20 protein-coding genes are annotated in these 18,448 nt (G+C 48.6%); 14 read left to right on the forward strand and 6 right to left on the reverse strand.

Annotation, left to right across the window (positions count from 1 at the left end):
• Nucleotides 1–26: 26 nt before the first annotated feature.
• From AOU00_RS18855 to AOU00_RS18885, 8 genes are all read left to right on the forward strand, one after another.
• Entirely contained in the window at nt 27–1,295 is a 1,269-nt protein-coding gene (locus tag AOU00_RS18855) for a sulfotransferase family protein (protein WP_155765249.1), read from the forward strand.
• Nucleotides 1,292–3,217, forward strand: a complete 1,926-nt coding sequence (locus AOU00_RS18860; RefSeq protein WP_069291339.1) for an asparagine synthase-related protein — start codon at nt 1,292–1,294, stop codon at nt 3,215–3,217. The genes AOU00_RS18855 and AOU00_RS18860 overlap by 4 nt, the downstream gene beginning before the upstream one ends.
• Before the next feature lie 53 nt (nt 3,218–3,270).
• Entirely contained in the window at nt 3,271–3,399 is a 129-nt protein-coding gene (locus AOU00_RS26345) for a paeninodin family lasso peptide (protein WP_134902123.1), read from the forward strand.
• A gap of 191 nt (nt 3,400–3,590) precedes the next feature.
• On the forward strand, nt 3,591–4,634 hold the full coding sequence (locus tag AOU00_RS18865; RefSeq protein ID WP_069291340.1) for a dephospho-CoA kinase: 1,044 nt from the start codon (nt 3,591–3,593) through the stop codon (nt 4,632–4,634).
• Nucleotides 4,621–4,923 (forward strand): lasso peptide biosynthesis PqqD family chaperone, encoded by a 303-nt coding sequence (locus AOU00_RS18870; RefSeq protein WP_025720436.1) that lies wholly within the window; start codon nt 4,621–4,623, stop codon nt 4,921–4,923. The genes AOU00_RS18865 and AOU00_RS18870 overlap by 14 nt, the downstream gene beginning before the upstream one ends.
• 1 nt (nt 4,924) lies before the next feature.
• The gene (locus tag AOU00_RS18875; RefSeq protein WP_069291341.1) at nt 4,925–5,410 is read left to right on the forward strand and encodes a lasso peptide biosynthesis B2 protein; all 486 of its coding nucleotides are present in this window, start codon (nt 4,925–4,927) and stop codon (nt 5,408–5,410) included.
• Between the two features lie 45 nt (nt 5,411–5,455).
• Entirely contained in the window at nt 5,456–6,952 is a 1,497-nt protein-coding gene (locus AOU00_RS18880; RefSeq protein WP_069291342.1) for a nucleotidyltransferase domain-containing protein, read from the forward strand.
• Between the two features lie 20 nt (nt 6,953–6,972).
• Nucleotides 6,973–8,784 carry an ABC transporter ATP-binding protein gene (locus AOU00_RS18885; protein ID WP_069291343.1) on the forward strand — a complete coding sequence of 604 codons (1,812 nt, stop codon included), beginning with the start codon at nt 6,973–6,975 and terminating at the stop codon, nt 8,782–8,784.
• 22 nt (nt 8,785–8,806) lie between these two features.
• On the opposite strand, the gene AOU00_RS18890 is transcribed toward AOU00_RS18885, so the two are convergent.
• Nucleotides 8,807–9,721, reverse strand: a complete 915-nt coding sequence (locus AOU00_RS18890; protein ID WP_069291344.1) for a non-homologous end joining protein Ku — start codon at nt 9,719–9,721, stop codon at nt 8,807–8,809.
• Between the two features lie 210 nt (nt 9,722–9,931).
• Between AOU00_RS18890 and AOU00_RS18895 the strand changes: the two genes are divergently transcribed.
• Together AOU00_RS18895 and AOU00_RS18900 are read left to right on the forward strand one after the other, a co-directional pair.
• The gene (locus AOU00_RS18895; RefSeq protein WP_069291345.1) at nt 9,932–10,171 is read left to right on the forward strand and encodes a hypothetical protein; all 240 of its coding nucleotides are present in this window, start codon (nt 9,932–9,934) and stop codon (nt 10,169–10,171) included.
• A 57-nt stretch (nt 10,172–10,228) separates the two neighbouring features.
• A complete protein-coding gene (locus AOU00_RS18900) occupies nt 10,229–10,408 on the forward strand; it encodes an H-type small acid-soluble spore protein (protein WP_069291346.1) in 180 nt (59 codons plus the stop codon).
• A 245-nt stretch (nt 10,409–10,653) separates the two neighbouring features.
• Here AOU00_RS18900 and AOU00_RS18905 read toward each other — a convergent pair whose 3' ends face one another.
• The 5 genes from AOU00_RS18905 to AOU00_RS18925 form a co-directional block, all read right to left on the reverse strand.
• The gene (locus tag AOU00_RS18905) at nt 10,654–11,310 is read right to left on the reverse strand and encodes a 3-oxoacid CoA-transferase subunit B (protein ID WP_069291347.1); all 657 of its coding nucleotides are present in this window, start codon (nt 11,308–11,310) and stop codon (nt 10,654–10,656) included.
• Nucleotides 11,307–11,972 carry a CoA transferase subunit A gene (locus AOU00_RS18910; protein WP_069291348.1) on the reverse strand — a complete coding sequence of 222 codons (666 nt, stop codon included), beginning with the start codon at nt 11,970–11,972 and terminating at the stop codon, nt 11,307–11,309. The genes AOU00_RS18905 and AOU00_RS18910 overlap by 4 nt, the downstream gene beginning before the upstream one ends.
• Nucleotides 11,973–12,015: 43 nt before the next feature.
• Nucleotides 12,016–12,756, reverse strand: coding sequence for an acetoacetate decarboxylase (locus AOU00_RS18915; RefSeq protein ID WP_069291349.1), 741 nt, complete (start codon nt 12,754–12,756; stop codon nt 12,016–12,018).
• A 55-nt stretch (nt 12,757–12,811) separates the two neighbouring features.
• Nucleotides 12,812–13,996 (reverse strand): acetyl-CoA C-acetyltransferase, encoded by a 1,185-nt coding sequence (locus tag AOU00_RS18920; RefSeq protein WP_069291350.1) that lies wholly within the window; start codon nt 13,994–13,996, stop codon nt 12,812–12,814.
• A gap of 612 nt (nt 13,997–14,608) precedes the next feature.
• The gene (locus tag AOU00_RS18925) at nt 14,609–15,139 is read right to left on the reverse strand and encodes a cysteine hydrolase family protein (RefSeq protein ID WP_069291351.1); all 531 of its coding nucleotides are present in this window, start codon (nt 15,137–15,139) and stop codon (nt 14,609–14,611) included.
• Between the two features lie 133 nt (nt 15,140–15,272).
• Between AOU00_RS18925 and tsaE the strand changes: the two genes are divergently transcribed.
• Genes tsaE through tsaD form a run of 4 tightly spaced genes read left to right on the forward strand, consistent with a single transcriptional unit; the run spans nt 15,273 to nt 18,186 of the window.
• Nucleotides 15,273–15,752, forward strand: coding sequence for a tRNA (adenosine(37)-N6)-threonylcarbamoyltransferase complex ATPase subunit type 1 TsaE (gene tsaE / locus AOU00_RS18930; RefSeq protein ID WP_069291352.1), 480 nt, complete (start codon nt 15,273–15,275; stop codon nt 15,750–15,752).
• 3 nt (nt 15,753–15,755) lie between these two features.
• A complete protein-coding gene (gene tsaB / locus AOU00_RS18935; RefSeq protein WP_069291353.1) occupies nt 15,756–16,592 on the forward strand; it encodes a tRNA (adenosine(37)-N6)-threonylcarbamoyltransferase complex dimerization subunit type 1 TsaB in 837 nt (278 codons plus the stop codon).
• A 17-nt stretch (nt 16,593–16,609) separates the two neighbouring features.
• Entirely contained in the window at nt 16,610–17,125 is a 516-nt protein-coding gene (rimI, locus tag AOU00_RS18940) for a ribosomal protein S18-alanine N-acetyltransferase (RefSeq protein ID WP_039269584.1), read from the forward strand.
• Nucleotides 17,122–18,186: a tRNA (adenosine(37)-N6)-threonylcarbamoyltransferase complex transferase subunit TsaD gene (gene tsaD / locus AOU00_RS18945; RefSeq protein ID WP_069291354.1), complete on the forward strand. Its 1,065-nt coding sequence runs from the start codon at nt 17,122–17,124 to the stop codon at nt 18,184–18,186. The genes rimI and tsaD overlap by 4 nt, the downstream gene beginning before the upstream one ends.
• Nucleotides 18,187–18,448: the final 262 nt, after the last annotated feature.

Raw genomic sequence — 18,448 nt, forward strand, 5'->3', positions numbered from 1 at the left:
TGAGCAGAGGTAGAGGAGGAGTTTGCTTGATTGAAAAGCAAGGCGGAGGGCTGGTATTCCTGTTAAGTGTCCCTCGGAGTGGAAGCTCGCTGCTTACCGCCATTTTGCAAAACCATTCCCGCCTGTTTGCCACGCAGGAAATGTGGTTTCTGCTCAGTTTATATGATCTTCCTCAGTCACATGCACGGCCATATGGAGGAACAGGGATACTTCGGCAATTTTTTGAAGGTATGGTCCCCCCCGACGTATTGGAGCAGGCCTCCCGTTCGTATGCACTTGAAATATATAATGGTCTGCTTCAAGGAACAACAGCAGATATGCTTATCGACAAATCCCCGCGTTACTATACGGTTTTAGAATTTATAGACCGTTTATTCCCTGCTGCCCGCAGGCTGTGGCTTATCCGGAATCCTTTGGCCATTGTGGCCTCATTCAAAAAGGTTAATCAGCTACGGCATGGACGTTTTCAACTGCTGGAGGAACTGGGGGGGCCGCATTTTAATATGAAAATGACGGATATTACGGTTGGTTTATTCCGTTATGCTCATTATTTTGCTACACCTCATCCACTTGCATACCCGCTTAGGTATGAACAACTCGTATCCAATCCAACGATGGAGATCGAGAAGCTGTGCGATTTTCTGGGAATCAAGTATGAGCTGGGGATGGAAAAGTACGGGGACTTTGCGGATACGCCCAAATCCAGTCTTTTTTATAGTATGGGAGCGGGTGATCCCTTCGTAGGAGAGCATGAGCAGGCGCATCAAGATTCGGTACATAGCTGGCAACACTTGTTGAGTAAAACGGAAATTGAGCTGTATTGCAGAAGCATTGGGTCCCGCATGTTTAAGCAGCTTGGTTACGCGGAAGAGCTGGAGCAGGCTGAGCAGATGACTGGAGTCCGCTTTGAGGATGAGCCGGATATAGAGTTGCTGAGTCGACGTACACAACAATTCCTCCAGCAAAGCGGCTTTGAATGGAAGGCAGCTTATCGGATGCTGGAAGAACAAGATGCAGATAACAGAGAACTCGTGATAAATGCAACCCGTCATGCTGCATCTCAAGATCCGGCAAGGATGCATGTGGACCAGATCGTGAACGATCGGCGGATTCAATCCCTGGAAAACAGGTTGGCACATAGCTATGAGGAGCGGAACCGTCTTATCGCTCAGCTCCAAAGCTATCAACGCCCAAATCAAGGTCTCCGATATCGCAGCCTCTTTGCCCGTAAGCTCGGGCGCTTGGCGTCTGTAGTGTTATCAAGTATAGGAAAAGAAAAAGGGGGAAGAACGTGAGTGCGATTGCCGGAATCTATAGCTTTGGGCATGAGTCCGTATGCACCGAAGAAGGCGGGAAAATGATGCAAGCTCTGCGAAAATATCCCGCTGACCGCGTATGCGCTTGGTGTGAAGGCTCTATTTTTTTGGGTTGTCATGCCCAGCATGTGACCCCGGAATCTGTTCATGAGCGTCTTCCCTTCTATGATGAGCTAAGAGATTTGGCAATCACAGCGGATGCAATTATTGACAATCGTTCCGAGTTGTTTGAACGGCTGGGAGTTGAGCAGGAACGGCGACAAGATATCACGGACAGCGAGCTGATTTTGCTGGCATATGACAAATGGGGAGTGGATGCAGCCGGTTATCTGATAGGTGATTTTGTCTTTGTTATTTGGGATGCCAAGGAACATCGATTATATGGTGCTCGAGATATGACAGGCAATCGTACGTTGTACATCTACCAGCATGACCGAGGATTCGCGTTTAGCACGGTAGTCGCTCCGCTTTTGGCCCTGTCCTCTCTGCGAAAAGAATTGTATGAGCCATGGCTGGCCGAATTTTTGTCCATCCGCACCATGCAGGAATCCGTCGATATCGGAACGACCGCATACAAGCATATCAACCAGCTTCCCCCTGCACATTGGTTCACTATGGAGGAGGGAAAGCGAACCCTTCATAAATATGCATGTCTGGATGAGGTAGAGACACTGCGGCTCAAAACAGGGGGCGAGTACATAGAAGCTTTCCGCGAGGTGTTCACACAGGCGGTCACTGCCCGACTACGGACGCATCGCGCTGTAGGGGCTGCCTTAAGCGGAGGGCTGGATTCTGGAGCGGTTGCCAGCTTTGCCGCGCCATCACTGCACTTGCAACAAAAGCCGCTGCATGCCTACAGCTATGTTCCTGTTCAAGATTTTACAGACTGGACACCGCCTACATTGCTGGCGAACGAACGAAGCTATATTCAGTCTACGGCTCGCTATGTGGGCAACATTCACGAGAATTATATGGATTTTGAGGGGAAAAGTCCGTTTTCAGAAATTGATATTTGGCTGGAACTCATGGAAGCACCCTACAAATATTTTGAAAACTCCTTCTGGATCAGAGGTTTTTACGAAAAAGCACAGGAGCACAATGTCGGTGTACTGTTGACCGGGGCACGAGGCAACTTTACCGTATCGTGGGGCCCTGCACTAGACTATTATGCCCGGCAGTTTCGTCGTTTGCACTGGTTGCAATCCTTTCAGGGATTGTGGCGGTACAGCAAGCTTACGGGCAGGCGCATGTCACATCTACTCCCCGTAATGTTGAGAAAAGCGACTTCACTTGAATCTCATTCATGGTTGCGGCGTAGCAATCGAAGTCCCGTTCCTCCCCTGATTCACCCGGAATTTGCCAAACGGATGCATGTAGAAGATATTCCTGCATTGAGCGGAACAGGTTGGATAAAAAATGCCGATCAGACGAGAAAAGAGAAGTTCTCAAATTTGGCGATTGCCAACAAAAATGGTGTGGTTGCGACCAAACTTTCACTACGTTATGGCCTATGGGAACGTGATCCGACCGGGGACAGCCGGGTAATTCGTTTTTGCTTATCGGTGCCTTTTGAGCAGTATGTGCAAAACGGTCGGGATCGTGCCCTCATTCGTAAAGCCATGCGTGATCATCTACCTGATGATGTTCGGTTGAACCAGCGGGTACGCGGCGTGCAGCCTGCCGATTGGCTACATCGTATGCTTCCTTGCTGGGATACGTTTATGGGGGAGCTTCAACTGATGTGTCATGATTTACGAGCGGCTGAATATCTCAATATTGAGTTAATAAAGACGGCTATGGCGAAACTTCGCCACCCCCGCCCTGAACAGGCGTCTGATCCAAATATACGACTACTAATGCATAGCCTGATCGTGTACCGTTTTCTCTGTGGATTGAACTGATTCAGATTGATCTGGGCGGACAGTTCGTCATTCGTTGGAGGGGAGGTGATGAAATGAGTAAAAAAGAATGGCAGGAACCGACGATAGAGGTGTTGGATATTAGCCAGACCATGGCGGGGAAAGGCTGGAGACAGATTGATTGGGTGTCCGACCACGATGCCGATATTTATAATCCAAGCTAATAGATGGTTATACATGCAGCCGATGTTGGACTGGAAGCCAGACAGCTCGGCCGATAACGATTGAATGAACGAAAATAGCATAATCCATTGGACTCGTATTCAATACAGAGCCGTCTTTATTTCTTTCGGGTTAGAGGTTTTGCCCAAGAAATAAAGACGGGATTTTTAAGGACAGAGGAGTGAGTCCTACCGTGCATGACAGGAGTGCAAATGTTAGTTGGACGAAATATACAGCCTTTGGACTCAGGATTGCCAGTGAACTGAATCTGCCTGAGCTGCTCCTGGCAGCACCGGAAGCAGTAGAGGATGTAGTCATTCGACAGGCTGATTTGACTGCATGGAGTGGTCAGCTGGAACAGGCCAATTTTGTGATGCTGGATGAACGATTTATGTTCCAAATACCAGGTACGGCCATTTATGCCGTCAGGGAAGGCAAGGAAATCGAGGTAAGCATATTCTCCGGGGCCGATCCTGACACCGTGCGGCTATTTGTGCTGGGTACATGCATGGGTGTTCTGCTGATGCAAAGACGAATATTACCTATTCACGGAAGTGCGGTCGTCATTGGGGGGAGGGCATACGCATTTGTGGGTGAATCGGGTACGGGGAAATCGACACTGGCGGCTACTTTTAGGCAGGCAGGTTATCAGATGGTTAGTGATGACGTGATTGCTGTAGAAGCTACGGCTTCCTCAGCCATCGTGTATCCAGCTTATCCGCAGCAAAAGCTGGGGCTGGATAGCTTGCTCCAACTGGAGGCTTTACGGGAGAACAAGCATGCACGCACAATAAACCACATACGGTCCCTAACGGATGGCGATTCTGTAATGCCACAATACAGAGATTTTCGTATGCTTGCAGATGAGCTGAATAAATATGCCGTACCCGCCGTAGATGAATTTTTTAACGATCCGCTGCCCTTAGGGGGCGTATTTGAGCTAGTGGCAGATTCTCCAATCCGTGCGTTGATGCGCGAAGGGGAGCTAGTGGCAGTTACGGAGCAGCCCTTGAACGTTCTGGAGTGCTTGCATACATTACTACAACATACATATCGTAGGGTGATTATTCCGCGAATGGGTTTGAGTGAATGGTCGTTTGATACAGCGGCTAGGATGGCTCGTAAAGTAGAGGGCTGGCGGCTGCTGAGGGATAGTTCCGTCTTTACTGCGTCCGAGGTTGTACAACGGGTACTTGATATCATTCGTAAGGAGGAAAAGAGTTATGGCAGCCACTAATCCAGCTAAAGACCATTATCGCGTCATTTACGGTGAAGAGGTCTACGTCAGTGATATGGACGGGGAAAAAGTGATGATGAGTATTAACACTGGTAAATATTACAACTTAGGCTTCACAGGAGGACGAATCTGGGAACTGGCAGAATCCGGTCCTTCACTTGGCGATATCGTAACTGTCCTGACGAACGAATATGAGGTGGACGAGGAACAGTGCAGACAGCAGGTACATACCTTTGTGGCTGAGTTGGAGCGGGAAGGACTGTTAAAGCTTCTACGGGAGTCGGTATAACATGCGGATACAACGGCTTTTTCTCCTGTCTCCAGAGGTCAGGAGATTGTTGCCGGAAGCTTGGCTGGAGCTGGGATGGGCGAGGCTGCGCCAGCGTCGTTCTTTTGGGGATTACTCAAGGGTTTGGGGTATATGTACGGAAGAAACTCCATGGCAGTGTGATGTCAGGCAGGAGAAGTCCATTCAGCAGATTTCGCACGCTGTGGAGCTGGCAAGCCGTTATACTCCTTGGTGCAGTAGTTGTCTTGTACAAGCCGCTGCGGCGATGACGTTGCTGGGACGTAGAAAACTGGACTGCACGCTGTATCTGGGCACAGCCAAAAATGCCGCTGGCCGCTTGGCCGCACATGCATGGGTACGTAGCGGACCGATTTATGTTACGGGGAAACGGGAGATGGAAGCATTTACGGTGGTGGGGATATTCGGGAGACGTGCTGTGACGGATACAAATACAAAGATGGCAGATAAAGGTAGTTCTTTACTTTAACGCGATGAGACAAAAGAAGTCCAAAGAATCGAAGGAGAAGAATGCATGCCCACCAAGTCTGTTTTGGAACTTGCGAATTGGAATGAGGATCAGGAATTAACGTTGTTACTCTCTCTATTGGGGAAAGACTTTTCTCATTGGCAGGATAAGACTGCTGCTACCCAGCTGCGTGAGATGGATTGGGTCCGCTTTTTACGTCTGACCGAGCACCATCGAGTGGTACCTACGGTGTATCTCCAACTGAAAACATTGAATCATCCGTTCATTCCCGCAGAATTGTTGCGAAACCTTCAAGCGCAATATCATCGAAACACGCTTCGCATGCTCCATCTTCAAGCAGAAGCTGGACGTCTGACCAGGCTGCTCATAACTCATGGAATCCGTGTGCTTATGCTGAAGGGTCCTGCTCTGGCGCAGCAATTGTACGGGGATGTTTCTCTGCGTACCTCCAAGGACATCGATTTACTCATTGCCCCTGACGATATGGATGAGGCTGAGCATTGGATGAAGGAAGCCGGATATGCGCCCAAGAGCGGAGAAGTGCGTGTCCTTGGCAGTTGGAAATGGAAGGACCATCATACATCCTACCTCCATCCGCAAAAACGGGTAGAGATAGAGTTGCATTGGCGTCTTCACCCGGATGGGGGTGGGGAACCCTCTTTTGACGAGCTGTGGAGCTGTCGGCAAATGGGTAAAGCTACAGGAGCCAGTCGGATGGTACCGTTGGCACCTGCCGACAACAGGACTGCGATGACGTCCTGTATGTATACGCTTGGCAGCGAGCATCAATTTCTGTACTTGAGTGCGCATGGTGCGCGTCACGGATGGTTCAGGCTGCGCTGGCTGGTTGACATCGACAGGCTTGCGGTATGTGCTGTCGATTGGGAGGCGCTACTGCCGATGATGCGCCGCTACGGGGGCCTGCCTGCTGGCGGGCAGGCCTGGGCGCTCGCCACTGCGCTGTTGGGTACGCCGATACCAGAGCCGATGCGTCCGGTATCGGCTACCCGGCAGGCGCACAGGCTCGCGCTGAGCGCGCTGGCCTTCATGCAGGCCAGCGTTCCCGCACCATACCCGATTGCCCACGGGTCGGGTACAGGTAGGCTTGCTCCATCAGAGCTGCTGCACAGCAGAGCTTTGGCGGAGCAAGCGGAGGCCGCCCCTCCGGATGGCGGTCCTTCATTGTGTAGTACCTGTGGCGAAGCAGCCATGCTTGCCACCAGTGGCGTTCTCAGCATCACAGAAGGTGCCAGTAACGACGACTATAGCCCGATGAGCACCGCTACCAGTTGTGCCCCCATTACTCCAGCTGTCGCCTCCAGCCAAGTCATGACCAGAAACACGGCGGCTGCCCATCAGCCGGTCAGCCGCACTTACTTGCTTTCCTTAAAAGAGCCAAGACACAGACTAAGTTACCTCATCAGCCGTTTATTTCCTTCTACGGGGGATTCGGCCGTTTTTCCACTGCCTCGCCAGCTGCATTTTTTGTATATCCCTTTACGTCCATTTCTTTGGCTGAAGCGGCGATTTTCAAAGCACTGACTCGATAAGGAGTGTGCATTATGGTTCACCTGCGATTATATATGACAAAGCTGTATAGCGTGAACGGCGGTGCGTTATTTCTCAATATTGGATGTATGATCATTGTTAGCCTGCTGGAGGGTTTTGGCATTTATATGCTTGTTCCTATGCTGGCGGCCATCGGCGTATTTGTCGGTCATTCAGGGATGCCATTTCTGTCTGATGGATTGGATCATTTTTTGGCGTTCATTCCTAAAATCTGGCTGTTGCCGGGGATGTTGATGGTTTTTGTAGTGCTGCTTACAGGGCAGGCTTTGCTTCAGCGTTACCAAACTATCCTGAATTCGCGGATTCAGCAGCGTTTTATGCGTTCTCTGCGTATAGACGTGTACACTTCCTTTATGAAGGCGCAGTGGGCTTTTTATTTGCGTCAGCGTAAATCTGATTTTAGCCATGTGATGACGACTGAGCTGGCGCGTGTCAGTCAGGGAACGAATTTGCTTCTTCAACTGACTACAGCCGTCATGTTTACGCTGATCCAGATTGCGCTGGCTTTTTGGTTATCCCCCTCTTTAACCGGACTGGTATTTCTGAGTGGATTGGGGCTGTTTGTCGTGTTCCGCCGCTCCATTCGAAATGCCAAACAATTAGGTGATCGTACGACTGAGCTGTCGCAGGTTTATTTTGCTGGAATTACGGATCACATGAACGGCATGAAAGATATTAAAAGCAATCTGTTGGAAGCGGCGAATATCCATTGGTTTCGCTCCCTGACACAACAAATGGAGGATAATACGACCCAATTTGTCCGGCAAAATGCGTCCACACAGTTTTTTCATCGTACAGCGGCAGCTGTTTTTGTCGCTTGTGTCATATTTATATCGTTGCAGTGGTTGCATGTTACATCTGAAAAACTGATTGTGTTGATTCTTATATTTTCCCGCTTATGGCCCCGATTTGCCCTTATTCAAGCGAGTCTGGAATACATCATGTCTATGATCTCCGCTTTTGAAAGTGTCACCAAGGTGCAACAGGAGTGCGAAGCTTTCTCCGATCCATCGGTATTCAATCTATCATCTGCAGCTGTACGGCAACCCCTGTCCCTTCGTCATGGAATTGAATGCAGCCATCTGGGTTATCGCTACGATGGTGCAGCAGAGCCTGCGCTGCATCGTATCAATTTGTTCATACCCGCCCGGGGAATGACAGCCATTGTAGGGAAATCGGGAGCAGGTAAAAGTACAATGGTCGATGTCCTGATGGGTTTTTTACGTCCAACTGGGGGGCAGATTACAATAGACGGGCTTGTTCTGGACGACGAATTGTTGCCCCAGTGGCGGCAGTCGTTTGGCTACGTGTCACAAGACCCATTTTTATTTCATGCGACTGTCCGCGAAAATTTGATGCTGGCAGATAAGGATGCTAGTGAGCAGCAACTATGGGAGGCGTTACATTTTGCAGCCGCAGACAGCTTTGTATCCAGACTGCCCGAAGGGCTGGACACGGTCATTGGAGATCGCGGGATTCGTCTGTCTGGAGGAGAACGTCAACGGCTAGTATTAGCACGGGCTGTCTTGCATCATCCTCCAGTACTTATACTAGATGAAGCGACAAGTGCGCTGGATGGTGAGCATGAAGCCGCAATTCAGGCAGCACTGGAACGGATGAAAGGTCAAATGACGTTGATCGTCATCGCTCACCGCCTGTCAACCATCAGACATGCAGATCAAATTGTCGTACTGGATCAAGGCGAGGTCATACAGCAGGGGAACTACCGCCAACTGGAACAAGAGGAGCGGGGGGCGTTCAGTCAGCTACTATCGTATCAAAGCAGTCTCACCGCCACCCCTTAGCAAGACTTTTCTGTAACTCAGCTTAAGTTTCTTTACGTTTGGCAGTGCTTCTTTTCTTTTTGACTGGAGTCGGAGAGATGTTCTCGCCTGCAACAGCCTGTTGTGCTGTTGGGGCTGCTGGTTTACGCGCAGGGCGTTTTTTCGCAGCAGGGCCGGGATCGGTAACGACAGGTTGCACTGCCTCGATGCTGGCCTGAAGGGCGGCCATTAAATCTACTACGTTGGTCTGAGGTTGTGTTGGGGCGATTCGCACCTCTTCACCAGCCACTTTATGCTGAATGAGATCCAGCAGACGCTCGCGGTACTGATCCGTATACTTCGCTGCATCAAAAGGTGTAGATAGCTGCTCGATCAGCATTTTTGCCATGGTCAGCTCCTTATCTTTAACCTCCTCCTGCCCCGGTAAGTTAGGAACTTGAGCAATGGGGCGAATTTCATCGGGGTAAAACATCGTCTCCACCGCCAAACATTCATCCAACACCCGAATAGCCGCCAGGCTGCTTTTAGAGCGGATGGAGATTTGGGCAATCCCGATTTTCCCGGTATCCTTCATCGCATTCATGAGCAGCTTATACGCATTGGAGCCAGCTTGATCCGGGGATAAATAATACGTTTTCTGAAAGTAAATCGGATCAATTTCCTGCAAATCCACAAAATCCAAAATGACAATATTTTTATCCGCTTGTCCGCTAACTTGCTCCAGTTCCTCCTTGTCGAACATGACAAATTTTCCTTTTTCATATTCGTAGCCTTTTCCAATTTCCTCCCATTCGACCTCCTTGTCACAAACGGGACACTTTCGTACATAGCTAAGTGGGCTTCCACACTCCTTGTGAATATAACGCATGGAAATGTCCTTATCCTCCGTCGCTGAAAACATTTTAACGGGCACATGAACCAGCCCGAAGCTGATTGCGCCTTTCCAGACCGTATGCATACCGCCAGTCCCCCTTTTCTTAAATCCTCATTTTGTATCCTTCGATTCCAACGCTCGGCTGTGAGCATATCCATTTTTCACTTAGTATGCTTCGTACAAGTGATTGTATGAGGTACAAATGAAGGCTACGAATTACTTCTGCTTGCGCATGGTTACAGCAATTTTGGTGCATAGTAAGGCATATCCGATTCAAAAGGAGGTACACAATTTATGTCCAGAAAATCCTTTCCTCGGCAAATCAGGCATCGTGTGGGTCAAAACCATGTCGCCTTTCGGGGACCCGCGGGAGGCGAACAGGATGCATTGCCGCCAGAGTTTGCCCTTTCCCATGGAATCCAACCGCCTTTTCCCATAGCTGTGGCTCATGTGGATTTGGAGGCTGTAGTTTCAACTTCGCCTTCTCATAGCATCCCTTCATTAGACGTTGAACGGATTATAGATGAAGACTAGGTAAACTATATTTCTGAATGAAATGCACACAACAACAATCAGGAGGGGAAAAATAGCATGAACGTGGAACGAGCAAAAGCGATTTACGATTCGCCCGATACCATTGCCGTACAAATGGATGGAAAACCGATCTGGATTGAGCATGTAGACGAAGCGAACGGTATGGCCACTGTACAGATAGGCAGCAGACCCACCAATACCCAAACCGTCCGTGTGGATCGTCTGGAAGAACAATAGAAGAGGAGCACCAAAACAGATTTTTTTCCATAGTATGGGGTATAGCTGTAGAAAGATCTTGGACAGCTGTAGTCTTTCATCGCAGAATGCTACTTGAAAGGTCCCACTCCAACAAAAAAAGGCTCGCAATTGCTCAATGAGCAATTAGCGAACCTTATTTGTAATAATAAATGCAGTCGAGAGAGCATGTTAAACGCCAGATAAGTTAATTTGAAGGTGCAGCTGGTTCCTTTCTATGATGACCTTTATACTGCTATGGCCCTCAAATGTGGTGAAACCATCAGTTTAGCCTCTGTTGCTAATTGAACATCTTCCACCGACAAACCCGGAGCAATTTCTTTTAGCATCAGCCCTTGACCCGGAATAACATCGATGACAGCCTTTTCGGTTACTATGGTCTTTACAACATTTACAGCGGTCAGGGGCAGTTTACATTGTTCCAGTATTTTCGGAGCTCCATTTTTGTTCACATGCTCCATGGCTACAATCACTCTCTTGGCTCCGACCACCAAATCCATGGCTCCCCCCATGCCTGGCACCTTTTTCCCTGGGATCATCCAGCTTGCAAGGTTGCCTTTCTCATCGACCTCCAGAGCACCCAGCACGGTGATATCCACATGCCCTCCGCGGATGATGGAAAATGAAAGTGCACTGTCAAAAAAGCATGCTCCTTCCATAGTTGTAACGTAGTTTCCGCCTGAATCGATACAATCGAGCCTTTCTTTTCCCTGAGCCGCTTTGGGGCCTACACCGAGGATTCCGTTTTCAGCCTGCAGCATAATATGAATGTTTTCGGGGATATAGTCCACTACCATTGTAGGCAATCCGACACCAAGGTTGACAACTTCACCATTTTTGAATTCCTGGGCTATTCTTCGAGCAATGAATTCTCTGTTATTCATTCGTTTTCACCCACCTTTACTATTGCGTCGACAAATATTCCGGGAACGTTGACATGATTGGGGTCAATTTCTCCCGTCTTTACGTATTCGTCTATCTGAGCAACTACATACTCTGCCGCTGTAGCCATAACCATATTGAAGTTACGTGAAGAGCCGTTGATGACAAGATTCCCCGCTTCATCAGCCTTATGGGCTCTGATTAGCGCCACATCCGCTTTGAGCGGCAGTTCGAGCAAGTATTCCTTTTCATCAATTTTGATTTTCTGTTTTCCTTCCTCTACAACGGTGCCTACACCTACAGGTGTTAAAACACCGCCCAAACCGGCTCCTCCTGCGCGTATTTTTTCAGCGAGCGTGCCTTGCGGGAAGAGTTGAACCTCCGCTTCTTTCGTCATCAGGAGCCTTCCCGTTTCTGGATTGGAGCCGATATAGGATGCAAAAATCCGCTTTACTCTGCCGCTTTTAACAAGTCTATAGATAGATAATTCCGGTGTGCCTGTATCATTGGAAATAATCGTAAGATTGTCGGCGGAATTTGTGTCAACAAGCGCACGAACCAGGTCCTCCGGAAAGCCTCCTGCCAGAAAACCTCCGACCATCACCGTGTTTCCGTTTTTGACCTTCTTAACTGCTTCTTCAGCGGAGATTACTTTGTTATTCATGGTTCCTTCTCCTTATATATATATATTTTTAGGAAGGCAAACTTTATTGGAGATAATCGTAGAGGACTCTTCCATATGGAAGCGTTAAATCAGCAATAAAATGTTTTCCGCCAATATAAGCTTTAACCGGCAAATCTGCTACAGGAGCGTTGACATGGGGGATCAGGCTTAACCTAGCAGGCCCTGACCAGGCGCCTTTTACCGTAATGTTCTCGAGATTATACGCTACTAACTGAGCGATTTTGGGGGTACCGTCAACATCAGGAATTAATTTCAAATTAACTTGCGTTTTTGCGATGGCTTTAGCCGTTTCTTTTTCATCAAGAATGTTATATTTGAAAGGCATAGTTCCCGTGGCCACCAGAACGTGATTATAATGCAATGTACCCGTTAGCGTCTCCGTTTCCTCCACGCTCAGGCGAGGCTTTGCCCATTTTTTCGGAAATCCCCAGACTTCACGTCCCCCCAGAATAGCAGGCGCGTTATCCAAATACATTTGGGCAACAAAATTGCAGGGTTCTCCATGAAAAGTACACGGAATGACAATACCACTTTCCTCATAGCATCCTAAACCGGAAGAATCGGGCATCTTGATCCATTCATAGGAGACCGTATTGCTTCCATCCGGCTCAAGAGGCTCTGGGACCGCCTGTCTAATCGCAGAGGGATCGGTCTCATAGGTAATGATAAAAAATTCCCGGTTGATGAAGCGGTATGGTGGGCGCCCGTAGCTGCCGCTAGCCGCAGGCATAGATTGGAGTGAAAGTACATCTTTTTGATTCATAGCGATCTCCCTTCCTTTTAAGAGATAGTTCTAAAAGTCATCCTGAACACCCACTTTAAATGAGCGCATTTTCAACCAGCATCGCTATTCCCATTCCTGTTCCGATGCATAACGAGGCGATGCCGTAGCGTGAAGATCTTCGCACCATTTCGTGAACCAACGTAGTCAATATCCTAGCACCGCTGGCACCGACAGGATGCCCGATCGCGATTGCGCCGCCATTGACATTCACCTTCTCCGGACTGACCCCTAGCTCTTTCACTACCGCTAATGCTTGTGAGGCAAACGCTTCATTAATTTCAAAAAGATCAATGGCATCGATGGATATACCTTGCTGCTTAAGAAGTGTCGAAATGGCTTTCACTGGCCCCATTCCCATATATGCAGGGTCAACGCCAACAAGTGAATAACCCTTGATATATGCCAATGGCTTTAATGCATGTTCCTTGCATTTGTCTTCCGACACTACAAGCACGGCCGCCGCGCCATCATTGATTCCTGAAGCATTTCCGGCGGTAACCGTCCCGTTCTCCTTAAACGCAGGTTTTAATTGAGAAAGTTTTTCTTGCGTTGTATTTCCTCTTATGTGTTCGTCCTCTGTGAAAGAAATAGTTTCTTTTTTGGTTTTGATCATGACCGGAACAATTTGCTCTTCAAAAAGCTTCTTGTTTTTTGCTTCTATGGCTTTTAGCTGGCTTTGATAGGCAAATTCGTCCTGTTCAAGTCTTGAAATTCCATATTTCTCGGCAACATTTTCTGCGGTAATTCCCATATGGTAATGGTTGATCGGGCACGTAAGGCCGTCGGCCACTAGGGAGTCTACCAACTCACCGTTGCCAAGTTTGTAGCCGTTTCTTGCATTCCTTAGCAGGTAAGGGGCATTCGACATGCTCTCCATGCCTCCGGCCAAGACGATGTTGCCTTGTTCAGCCAATATTGAATTGTAAGCTAAAGCAACGGCATGAAGTCCTGAACCGCAAACCGTGTTTATCGTTGTTTCGGGTACATCAATAGGGATACCGGCTTTTAATGCCGCCTGTCTGGCAGGATTTTGTCCATTGCCCGCCTGAAGAACATTTCCCAAATAAATCTGATCAATCAAAGAAGGCTCTAATTTACTTTGCTGAAGGCATGCTGTCATCACAGTTGCCCCCAGTTCGGAAGCGCTTAGAGGCGCAAGGGTTTTGTTAAAAGAGCCGACCGCTGTTCTCAACGGGCTTACTAAAGCTACTTTTTTCATTAAAAACTCACATTCCTTTCGCTGTGTTCAAAACACAATACATCCATGATTGCACTTCAATTCGTAATTTCCGCTCTTAACCTACGAGATGTAGCGACTGCAAGATACATTTGCATGCGGGCATATCATGGTGCCTAAGACAGTGAGTGTGACGGTTCGATCGCCTTCTCTCATTGGAAATTAAAACCATTTTTATCATAGTTCTAATGCAGATTTTGCTCAATGTCCAAATATTTACACATATCTATGTACGGATGTTTATAGGGCCATATAGTCCACAATAAATAGGCCATTCTAACGTTTTCTGTTAATTTCTTAATTTTTCTGAAAATTATGATCATAAATTGAATTTTCTGTTAAAAACGAAAGTTCCAATCCATAGGTGAAAAAGTTTTCTTCGACCAATATCTTCTAACTCATCGCTGGGTAATAAAAAAAGCCTCCAGAATTTTCTGAAGACGGCTTTGCCTTTCAATATTCATGATCTTCGTTATATTGTGCTAACTCGCTTCTTGTTAACAGTGTCACCCGAAAGTGCGCTTTTTTCGCATGAACAAAAAAAGAAGCCGACTTGCTTGAAAGCAATCGGCTTGGAACATAAAACTTCAACAATTACGAAAAATGTACATCTTCCGTCGCAAGTAAACGCACAAAACGATTGCCAAGCATACCATTATGATGAGCTACGATTTGTTCACCGCTTAGCACCTTGCTATCAAATGTACTATGCGCATCCAATACGAGTACGTTGTTCTGATATCCCAGACTATAGGCGCTTCGGCAAGTCGTGTCGAGGCAAAACTCGGTCTGCATCCCCGCGATTACGAGTTGATCGGCCCCCAGTTCCTTCAGTACATGGCCCAATTCGGTTTGGTAGAAGCTGTCCCAGGATGATTTACGGACAATTCGTTCATGAGGAAGAGGACGCACTACGTCGGCGATGGCCCAGCCTACACTGTTTTCTCGGAAATCCTCATCCGCTTCATCGGTATGCTGTACAAAAATCACCGGTGTACCTGTAGCTCTGGCTTTGTCCAAAAGCTGCTGCAAATGCGTTACAACTTCCTGCTCACGATACAGCTTCTCATCATACATGAACATAGCCTGCTGAACATCAATCATGAGTAAAACGGTTTGCCCCATCGTTTCAATCCCTCCCTGTGTGTATCACTAACTTACAATAGCATGTCTTCATGCCTTGCGGCGACATAAGGTGAACTATATAATAAAGAACAAGTTGGAACGGTCCGATTCGGACGAAAGGTGATTAAAATATATGACAATTTCGCAGGAGCAGTTTACGTTCCGTTCTGTCTCAGAGGCACAGACCGGGTCATTGGCTGGTTTTTTGGCAGCCAAAGCGGTTCCCGGAACGGTGATTGTGCTGGATGGAGATCTGGGAGCGGGCAAAACTGCTTTTTCCAAAGCTTTTGCCGGCCATTTAGGTGTGCCGGGTATCGTTACTAGTCCAACCTTTACCCTCATTAAGGAGTACGAGGGCCGATTGCCTTTGTATCATATGGATGTGTACCGGATTTCCCAGGACGAGGCGGAGGATCTCGGGCTGGACGAATATTTTTACGGGACAGGAGTATGTCTGGTGGAATGGGGTAGTATTATACCGGATATATTGCCGGAGCAGCGGCTTCACATGTATATAGAAACAACGGATGTGGGGGAGCGCTTGATTCACCTGACCGGGTACGGCGAGCCTTATGAACAATGGTGCCGCAGTTTGCGGGAGAATGGAGTTTGAACCATGCAAAGAGAGCATACAGATGTGAATGTAAAGCCGCGTGAGCGGTTTTTGACGTTAGATACAGCGACGACCGTGATGGCGGCCGCTCTGATGAACGGAAGAGAATTGCTGGGAGAAAGCAACGTCTATGGCGAACGTAATCACTCCGTGCATGTGATTACCGAGCTGGAACGACTGCTGAATGAAGAAGGGCTGACACGAGATGATGTAGATGGTATTGCAGTTGGTGTTGGACCGGGGTCTTATACCGGTATCCGGATTGCGGTGACTGCAGCCAAAACACTCGCTTGGGCCTGGGGTATCCCGGTGACGTCCATATCCACTTTGCATGCTTTGGCGTGGGGGGGTTGGAATGGCGGCATCGAGACGAAGGGACAAGAAGATAAAAATGAGTCTGTGAATAACGGTTCGTCCGGAGCGCAGGCAGCAGACTGGATTGTGCCTGTGCTGGATGCGCGCCGTGGTCAGGTTTACACGGGGCTGTTCGGCGTGAATACAGTTGACGACACCGAGAGCCCTCAACGGCTGGAGCCAGATGCAATTCGCTTGATGACTGCTTGGACCGATGATCTGCTGCAACGGCTGGAGGCTTTGCCTTCTGAAGAGCGTCCTCCGGTCATTTGGCTAGTCGGTGAAACGGCGGTTCACGCCGAAACAGCCGAGCGCCTGCGTGCTTGGAGCGAGCTGCGTATCGTACCTTATGAGCTGGAGGGAAGATGGGTTGGCCGCCTTGGGGCGGATAAGCTGCTTCGTCAAGAACATGACGAGCTACATACGCTGGTTCCTAATTATACCCAGCTGGCGGAGGCGGAAGCCAATCTGCTTCGTCAGCGCTGAAGAGAGCGGTGAACAACATGGCAAAGAACATACAGCGGGAAGAGAAACTTGAGTTTCGCTTGATGCAACTGGATGATATTCCCGATGTGCTGGAGATTGAGCATGAAGCGTTCACGCTGCCGTGGACGGAGGAAGCATTCCGCAATGAGCTGACGATGAATCATTTCGCTAAATATATGATTATGGAACTAGACGGACGAGCTATTGGTTACGCAGGCATGTGGACGATTATGGATGAGGCCCATATTACGAATATTGCGATTCGTGAGGCTTATCGCGGACGCAAGCTTGGGGACAAGCTGTTGGATGAGCTGATGCAGACCGCCTCTTATTTAGGGATGGAACGTATGACGCTGGAGGTGCGGGTAACGAACCGGATCGCTCAGGGCTTGTATGAGAAAAAAGGCTTTAAGCCCGCAGGTGTGCGCAAAGGCTATTATTCGGATAATAACGAGGATGCCGTGATCATGTGGGCGGATCTTCCCGCGCATGGGGCATCTGGTGAACAGGAAGGAAGCGTGCAGAAGCAATGACGCAAGAGGAAAAAGCAGGTACAGGCTCCGCCTCCGGCGAGCCTTGCTATATACTGGCAGTGGAAACGAGTTGTGATGAGACGGCTGTTTCTGTCGTGAAAAATGGTACAGAGGTGCTCTCAAATTTGATTTCCAGTCAGATTGAAACACACAAAGCCTTTGGTGGTGTTGTGCCAGAGGTGGCTTCACGCAAACATGTGGAGAGCATCACCTACATGCTGGACGAGGCCATGCAAACATCGGGAATTACCCCTCGTGAGATTTCGGCGGTTGCCGTGACACAAGGACCAGGACTGGTTGGCGCATTGTTGGTTGGAATTGTCGCTGCCAAGAGTGCTGCCTTGGCGTTCGGCAAGCCATTAATCGGGACGCATCATATCGCGGGACATATTTATGCCAATCAGCTGGAGCATGATATCGTATATCCGTGCATTGCTCTCGTTGTGTCAGGAGGACATACAGAGCTGGTGCTGATGGAGTCCGAAGGTTATTTTCAACTCATTGGTCGTACAAGAGATGATGCGGTTGGGGAAGCCTACGACAAAGTAGCGAGAGCGATTGGGTTTCCGTATCCGGGTGGCCCGCATGTGGATCGTGTGGCTCATGAATCGGAGGAAGTGGTTACTTTGCCGCGTGCATGGCTGGAGCCGGATTCTTATGATTTTAGCTTTAGCGGTTTGAAATCTGCGGTGCTGAATGTAATTAACCAGACGAAAATGCGCGGAGAAACCGTTCATGTGGGAGCGATCGCAAGAGGCTTTCAAGAGTCGGTCGTCGAGGTGCTGGTGGAAAAGGCGATTCGTGCCATGCGTGAATACGGTGCGAAGCAGCTTCTGCTTTGTGGCGGTGTGGCTGCTAATCGCGGACTGCGTACAGCATTGCGGGAGCGCTGTGAGCGCGAAGGAATCGAGCTGCTTGTACCATCGATGAAATATTGCACAGATAATGCAGCGATGATCGGCGCTGCGGCCTACGCCAAATGGAAGCGCGGGGAATTTACCTCATTGGATATGAAAGCTGATCCAGGGCTGTCTCTGGAAGAATGGTCTGTCCAAACTTAATTGAAGAAGAATAAGCAAGACACGGCACAGTTGAGTCGTGTCTTTTTTGTCCGCTCCAAAACTATCATAAAAATATAAATTCAAGAGGATAAAATACAGGAGGATAAAATACAGGAGTTTGAGCAAATGAATGGCAGCATCTTATTCATTCGCATTATTCGTCACAATTGTTCACGATTTTTCATGATCCATCAAAAAAATCTGGAATTTTGATATTGCCCGAATAATGATGTGATTTGTCAAGTTGTGAACAAAGTTATCC

The organism is Paenibacillus polymyxa (assembly GCF_001719045.1).
GTDB lineage: Bacteria > Bacillota > Bacilli > Paenibacillales > Paenibacillaceae > Paenibacillus > Paenibacillus polymyxa_B.

Excerpts from the sequence above, each read along its gene's own strand:
- AOU00_RS18880 (WP_069291342.1), top strand. The coding sequence starts at position 5,456 with ATGCCCACCAAGTCTGTTTTGGAACTTGCGAATTGGAATGAGGATCAG.
- tsaD (WP_069291354.1), top strand. The coding sequence starts at position 17,122 with ATGACGCAAGAGGAAAAAGCAGGTACAGGCTCCGCCTCCGGCGAGCCT.
- tsaB (WP_069291353.1), top strand. The coding sequence starts at position 15,756 with ATGCAAAGAGAGCATACAGATGTGAATGTAAAGCCGCGTGAGCGGTTT.
- AOU00_RS18925 (WP_069291351.1), bottom strand. The coding sequence starts at position 15,139 with ATGGGGCAAACCGTTTTACTCATGATTGATGTTCAGCAGGCTATGTTC.
- AOU00_RS18895 (WP_069291345.1), top strand. The coding sequence starts at position 9,932 with ATGTCCAGAAAATCCTTTCCTCGGCAAATCAGGCATCGTGTGGGTCAA.
- AOU00_RS18870 (WP_025720436.1), top strand. The coding sequence starts at position 4,621 with ATGGCAGCCACTAATCCAGCTAAAGACCATTATCGCGTCATTTACGGT.
- AOU00_RS18875 (WP_069291341.1), top strand. The coding sequence starts at position 4,925 with ATGCGGATACAACGGCTTTTTCTCCTGTCTCCAGAGGTCAGGAGATTG.
- AOU00_RS18885 (WP_069291343.1), top strand. The coding sequence starts at position 6,973 with ATGGTTCACCTGCGATTATATATGACAAAGCTGTATAGCGTGAACGGC.
- tsaE (WP_069291352.1), top strand. The coding sequence starts at position 15,273 with ATGACAATTTCGCAGGAGCAGTTTACGTTCCGTTCTGTCTCAGAGGCA.
- AOU00_RS18890 (WP_069291344.1), bottom strand. The coding sequence starts at position 9,721 with ATGCATACGGTCTGGAAAGGCGCAATCAGCTTCGGGCTGGTTCATGTG.
- AOU00_RS18910 (WP_069291348.1), bottom strand. The coding sequence starts at position 11,972 with ATGAATAACAAAGTAATCTCCGCTGAAGAAGCAGTTAAGAAGGTCAAA.
- AOU00_RS18905 (WP_069291347.1), bottom strand. The coding sequence starts at position 11,310 with ATGAATAACAGAGAATTCATTGCTCGAAGAATAGCCCAGGAATTCAAA.
- AOU00_RS18900 (WP_069291346.1), top strand. The coding sequence starts at position 10,229 with ATGAACGTGGAACGAGCAAAAGCGATTTACGATTCGCCCGATACCATT.
- AOU00_RS26345 (WP_134902123.1), top strand. The coding sequence starts at position 3,271 with ATGAGTAAAAAAGAATGGCAGGAACCGACGATAGAGGTGTTGGATATT.
- rimI (WP_039269584.1), top strand. The coding sequence starts at position 16,610 with ATGGCAAAGAACATACAGCGGGAAGAGAAACTTGAGTTTCGCTTGATG.
- AOU00_RS18915 (WP_069291349.1), bottom strand. The coding sequence starts at position 12,756 with ATGAATCAAAAAGATGTACTTTCACTCCAATCTATGCCTGCGGCTAGC.
- AOU00_RS18920 (WP_069291350.1), bottom strand. The coding sequence starts at position 13,996 with ATGAAAAAAGTAGCTTTAGTAAGCCCGTTGAGAACAGCGGTCGGCTCT.